The sequence below is a fragment of the Neisseria sp. HMSC03D10 genome, from assembly GCF_001807625.1.
GTDB classification, from domain to species: domain Bacteria; phylum Pseudomonadota; class Gammaproteobacteria; order Burkholderiales; family Neisseriaceae; genus Neisseria; species Neisseria mucosa.
Genome location: NZ_KV789511.1, coordinates 31191 through 37121 on the forward strand (window position 1 = coordinate 31191; position 5931 = coordinate 37121).

Genomic DNA, 5931 nt, shown 5'->3' on the forward strand with positions numbered 1-5931 from the left:
GGTCGTCTGAAATCCCTTTCAGACGACCTTTGTTAATCTAAATAAGCCATTACCTGAATAACTCTCACCTTAACGCTGCAGCAAGATTTCCAATACAAACTTGCTTCCTACATAAGCGAACATTAGGCTGACAAACCCGATGATTGTCCAAACGGCTGCTTTTTTACCTCGCCATGCCGTCATACTGTGCTTAAGCAGCAACGCACCGTAAATTATCCATGAGAGAATGCCGAATACGGTTTTATGGGTAAATGTAACGGGTTTACCGAATACAGCCTCCGCAAAAAATGTCCCGCTGACAACCGAATAGGTTAATAAAATAAAACCTACCCACATCCCCTGGAACATGAGTTTTTCCAAACTCAGTAAAGATGGTAGGAAACCGGACAAACTGGAAACACGTCGTCTATGCAAGTTGCGGTTGAGCAGCAAAATCAAAACAGCAAACAAGGTCACAATACCGAATAAACCGTATGCCAGCAGCGATGTACCAATGTGTGACATAAACGGCAGATCATTGATTTGGTAGCCGACATATTTACCCGGAAACAGCGCACCCAATAACAAAGTAAACGCTGCGCACGGATATAAAAGCAGCTGCAATCCGCGTAGACGATAGAAAAAACTACCAACAAAATACACCAGTAGCATCAACCATACAATCAAACTGACGGAATACCCAAAGCCCATAATCAAAACCTTGTCTTGAATGACAGGCATGAGCAATACGGCACCGTTCATGGTTAGTGCGGTACCTAAAACTGCCAGTTCGGCTTTGAGGGGATAATCTTTAATATCTCGGGTCTTATGGTTGAACCAAACGAATATACCCAATCCGGCATACACCAGTATCAGGCAAATCAGAATAGTCGGCATAACAAACTTTCTTGGCGCGCATACATAACAGCACGCGATAGTGTAAAATAATCTCAATTTTATTTTAGCAAAGAATGCCCCGAACAGGGCAGCTATTATCATTACCAAGGACAAGCATGTTAGACAACTTAACCAACCGCTTTAGTAAAGTTTTCAAAAATATCCGCGGTCAAGCAAAACTGACAGAAGACAACATCAAAGAGGCTCTGCGGGAAGTCCGCCTTGCCCTGCTCGAAGCGGACGTAGCCCTGCCCGTTGTAAAAGAATTTGTCAACAACGTCAAAGAAAAAGCGCTCGGACAAGAAGTTACCGGCAGCCTGACTCCCGACCAAGCCTTTATCGGCGTCGTCAACCAAGCCCTGATCGAATTGATGGGCAAGGAAAATTCCTCTTTGGACTTGGCAGCTGTACCGCCTGCTATCGTCTTAATGGCAGGTCTGCAAGGTGCCGGTAAAACCACCACCGTCGGCAAACTCGCCCGCCTGCTGAAAAACGAACAGAAGAAAAAAGTCTTGGTCGTTTCAGCCGACGTGTACCGCCCTGCCGCTATCGAACAGTTGCGCCTTTTGGCTGAGCAAGTCGGCATTGACTTCTTCCCTTCCGACTCCAATCAGAAACCTGTCGAAATTGCCACTGCTGCGATTGATTATGCAAAAAAACACTTTTACGATGTCTTGATGGTCGATACCGCCGGACGCTTGGCAATTGACGAAGAGATGATGAATGAAATCAAAGCGCTGCACGCAGCCGTCAATCCCGTAGAAACCTTATTCGTCGTCGATGCCATGTTGGGTCAAGACGCTGTAAACACCGCACAAGCATTTAACGAAGCCTTGCCGCTGACCGGCGTCATCCTGACCAAAATGGACGGCGATTCACGCGGTGGCGCGGCATTGTCTGTGCGCCACGTTACCGGAAAACCCATCAAATTTATCGGTATCGGTGAAAAAATCACAGGACTCGAACCCTTCTACCCAGACCGCATCGCCAGTCGCATCCTCGGTATGGGCGACGTGTTGAGCCTGATTGAAGATGTCCAAAAAGGCATAGACGAAGAAGCCGCCGCTAAAATGGCGAAAAAGCTGCAAAAAGGCAAAGGCTTCGACCTCAATGACTTTAAAGAACAAATCCAGCAAATGCGCAATATGGGCGGACTGGAAAGCCTGATGTCAAAAATGCCGGGCGAACTGGGTCAGATTTCCAAACAAATTCCCGAAGGCACGGCAGAAAAAGCCATGGGTAAAGTCGAAGCCATCATCAACTCCATGACACCCAAAGAACGCGCCAACCCAACCCTGCTCAAAGCCAGCCGCAAACGCCGCATTGCCGCAGGCGCCGGTACCAGCGTAGAGGAAGTTAACAAAATGCTCAAACAGTTCGAACAATCACAACAAGTTATGAAAATGTTTAGCGGAAAAGGACTGGGCAAACTGATGCGTATGGCTAAAGGCATGAAGGGCATGAAAGGCATGTTCCCCGGAATGTAATTGGCAGGAAATAGGGGATAAACACGTCTTCGGGCACGAGCTGGCAGTATTTTGAGAGGGATGCGGCGTAAAACATCAAAAAATCCTTGTATCTCTTATAGATACAGGGATTTTAGAGAAGGTCGTCTGAAATGCCTTTTAATGCGGTTTAAAACTACTTTTGAGCGATACAGGGATTATTTACAAATTAACGCGGAATAGTTGCAAAGAAATCTAGCCTACAATAATATTCGTATCTCTCATCCAATACACCAATAGCTTTTTCATAAGAAGCGGCAATCATGTAACTCTTATAAGGGGGATAATTATCTAATGTTTTTAAGGCATTGACACAACCGTGTTCTTCTATTGTTTGATAGAAGAGCCTCAAATCTTCACGGGTTATTATTTCCAAACTATTTGTCGAAAACATCAAGTGAATCAATAGCATCCAATTATTATCTGGAATGTATTTGTATTTTTCATAAAATAACCGTGCCAATTCAATCAAATTATCCTTTTTACAAATACTAAACTCAGCATCAGGATTAATATATTCAGATTCATGGGGAAAAATAATCTGACTAATTTTGCTACGTTGTTGCTCAATATTCATAAGGTAATCCTTTATAGACAGAGATAGTGGGATCTCAATAATGCAGCCATTTAAAATACTTTCAAGTAGGAAGGCTGGTTTTTCCACCACTATCGCCATCATGGATATGGCCTTTTACCGAAATACCACCCGCAGTCACATCTTCTGTTGTGACAAGGCTTGCATAAATTACCGCTGATGCACCGTTGCCACCTTTACCCAACACACCTGCGGTGTAGGTAAATAAACCTTCAACAGTCAAGGTCTTTTTTACCACCATATCGACATCAATCGTGACTACACCTTTCGTTTTCACCAAAACACCAGCTGTCTGGAGGTTATGTTCAATTATAGTCCCATTTTTAAATCGGCGTATCCATTTGTCTTTACTGCTGACAGGAGGTTTATCGCCTATACTGTAAATCGCTCCAATCACACAGCCGTTTTCGCCGCGATCGTCCAGCAAATAGACAACTTGCTCACCTTCGTCGGGCAGACTGTAAACTGATTGCTACCGGCATCCGATGTGATTATAAGAGAAGTCAAATTGGGTTTTCAGACGACCTCTTGGTATTGAGATTCTAGTCAGTCAAAAGCATGGCAATCTATTATTACAAAAGAATAATAGTCATCCTCTAACTGTAAAGTGCAACCGCCTTTACCCATGCAAGCACCTCCCGAGACAGTTTGCGCAAGTAATTTACCGTCGAATCACCGCACGCCCCTGAAGCATACAATTCAACGGTTTTACCTTGCCAGTAGCGCTTGGCAAGCCAAGAGGCACGCGCAAGATGGAAAGCATCGCTGACAATGATGATTTCGTTCGCATCCCGTAGATCCGGTACACTCAGCAAGATGTTTTCATATGTACTTTTTGAATGTTCTTCCAACCGTATTTTTTCGGACGGCACACCCATTTCCACGGCCATATCGCGCATAGTTTGAGCTTCATTGCTGCCGTCCCCGTCCGTTCCTCCGCTCATCAGCAACTCATCCACTTTACCTTGCCGATACAGTCTGACACCTGCTTCAACCCGCGAGCGCAAACAAGGATTAGGTTTTCCTCTGCGGTTAACAGCATTACCTAAAACAACGGCAATATCGGCAGAAGACAGGTTTTCAGACGACCTTTTTTTCACATTGGCTGCAGATAGATGCAGCCAGCTCAAAACAGCACACCATACCAAAAAACAAACGATGCACAATATCCAATACTTTTGCATTAATACTCCGGTGGGTTTTGACCTTGTGTCATCATAGCATAATCGCTTTCACCATCTTCCAAGGTTTCAGACGACCCCTTAGCCGCCAATTACTTATTGCATCCCTCCCCTTCTATCTTTATAATGCGCACACTCTTACGGGAGTAGCCATCTGATTTCACTGAAAATCAGAGCCGTTATCAACATAATTGACTGAGTTCGACAAAGATTGGTCATGGTGGCGGCATCTTCCTGACAACACTGGAAGACAGGCAAGACGTAAGCGTTGTCCATACCCTTGCGGGCGGTATGTGCAACGCTTTTTGTTTTTGCCCGCTTCGGTTGAGTATCTTATGGAAGCATTTTTCTCTTCAATACTGGGCGTTTCCATTGCCGAAATCGGCGATAAAACGCAACTGCTCGCTCTTTTCCTTGCCGCACGTTTCGCCCAGAAAAATGCGGTAGTCTCCGGCATCTTCATTGCCACTTTACTGAATCATTTGGTCTCCGCATTTGTCGGCGTATGGCTGGCGGAAGCCATTTCTCCTGAGACCGTCAAATGGGTCGTCGGCATCAGCTTCATCGCGGTCGGCTTGTGGCTGCTCCTGCCCGATAAAGATGAAAACCCGGACAGCCGTTGGCTCAAATACGGCGCGTTCGGAGCGACGGTTTTCCTGTTTTTCATGGCGGAAATCGGCGATAAAACCCAAATCGCCACGGTCTTGTTGGCGGCAAAATACCAATCCTTATCCATGGTCGTACTCGGCAGCGTTGCCGGATTGATGTTGGCAACCGTCCCTGTGGTTTATTTGGGCGATATGCTGATGAAAAAAATCCCCGCCAAAGCCGTGCGGATTTCCGCCTGCGTACTGTTTTGCGTATTGGGCGCCATCACTTTATCCGGTGGCGGCATTATGTTGAAATAGGTCGTCTGAAATGTGGGAAATCTTATTTAGGCATCCGGATTTTGTCGCCATTAACAAACCTTGCGGCGTATCCGTACATCAGGAAGAGGGCGAAGTCAGCCTGACGCAGACGCTGGCGGCGCAGCTCGGTCTTGAGCAGGTTTGGCTGCTGCACCGCTTGGACAAACTGACCAGCGGCGTGCTGCTGTTTGCCCTGAACCCGCAAAGCGCGTCGGCGCTGGCGCAGCAATTTGCCGCCAAAACCATGCGTAAAACTTATTTGGCGCTGGGAACGGACAAGCCGTCTAAGAAACAGGGTTGGATCAAAGGTGATATGGAAAAATCGCGGCGCGGCACATGGAAACTGATGCGCAGTATGGAAAATCCCGCCGTGACCGAGTTTAACAGCCATAGTTTAGAACCCGGCTTGCGTTTGTTCGTCCTACATCCACATACGGGCAAAACCCACCAGCTTCGTGTCGCCATGAAAAGTTTGGGTAGTCCGATTTTGGGCGATACGCTCTACGGCGGGAAGCCTGCATCGAGGATGTTCCTTCATGCGTGGAAAATAAAATTTGATTATCAGGATCAGACGTTTGAAATCGTCGCGCCCTTGAGTGAGGAATGGCCGCCATTGGATCTCATTTATGAATAAATCCAAAATATCTGACAAGGTTTCGTGTATCGCATCAGATAATCGAAAATAAAAAACCGCTAAGAAAGCGGGTAGTTAGGGCAACACCTTTCAAAGTCGAAAATAATACCGGCGGCGTGGTTTTCTTTTCAACGGTGTAGATTGTCGGTATGCCAGCGGCGGGCGATTGATTCAAAGGTATTTAAAGCGGCGGCTTGCCGTTCGCGTTTTTCCTGTTGCTTGGCTTCGCTGG

7 protein-coding genes are annotated in these 5931 nt (G+C 46.4%); 3 read left to right on the forward strand and 4 right to left on the reverse strand.

Translation table 11 applies throughout. From position 1 onward, the window contains the following. Positions 1-69: 69 nt before the first annotated feature. On the reverse strand, positions 70-876 hold the full coding sequence (locus tag HMPREF3066_RS03215; RefSeq protein WP_070440404.1) for a cytochrome C assembly family protein: 807 nt from the start codon (positions 874-876) through the stop codon (positions 70-72). Positions 877-992: 116 nt separating this feature from the next. Here HMPREF3066_RS03215 and ffh point away from each other — a divergent pair, with 116 nt between their 5' ends. Then, positions 993-2363 carry a signal recognition particle protein gene (gene ffh, locus HMPREF3066_RS03220; protein ID WP_070440405.1) on the forward strand — a complete coding sequence of 457 codons (1371 nt, stop codon included), beginning with the start codon at positions 993-995 and terminating at the stop codon, positions 2361-2363. A 187-nt stretch (positions 2364-2550) separates the two neighbouring features. Here the strand turns inward: ffh and HMPREF3066_RS03225 are convergent, their stop codons facing one another. The 3 genes from HMPREF3066_RS03225 to HMPREF3066_RS03235 all read right to left on the reverse strand — a co-directional run bounded on the left by HMPREF3066_RS03225 (position 2551) and on the right by HMPREF3066_RS03235 (position 4160). Then, positions 2551-3060 (reverse strand): hypothetical protein, encoded by a 510-nt coding sequence (locus HMPREF3066_RS03225; protein WP_168160649.1) that lies wholly within the window; start codon positions 3058-3060, stop codon positions 2551-2553. Next, positions 3020-3403, reverse strand: coding sequence for a hypothetical protein (locus HMPREF3066_RS03230; protein WP_168160650.1), 384 nt, complete (start codon positions 3401-3403; stop codon positions 3020-3022). Before HMPREF3066_RS03230 ends, HMPREF3066_RS03225 begins: the two co-directional genes overlap by 41 nt. Positions 3404-3572: 169 nt before the next feature. Beyond that, positions 3573-4160, reverse strand: coding sequence for a YdcF family protein (locus HMPREF3066_RS03235; protein ID WP_070440411.1), 588 nt, complete (start codon positions 4158-4160; stop codon positions 3573-3575). A gap of 332 nt (positions 4161-4492) precedes the next feature. On the opposite strand from HMPREF3066_RS03235, the gene HMPREF3066_RS03240 reads away from it, so the two are divergent. Then, entirely contained in the window at positions 4493-5065 is a 573-nt protein-coding gene (locus tag HMPREF3066_RS03240) for a TMEM165/GDT1 family protein (RefSeq protein WP_070440413.1), read from the forward strand. A 10-nt stretch (positions 5066-5075) separates the two neighbouring features. Continuing rightward, the gene (locus tag HMPREF3066_RS03245) at positions 5076-5699 is read left to right on the forward strand and encodes a TIGR01621 family pseudouridine synthase (protein WP_039405609.1); all 624 of its coding nucleotides are present in this window, start codon (positions 5076-5078) and stop codon (positions 5697-5699) included. The last annotated feature ends 232 nt before the right edge of the window (positions 5700-5931 follow it).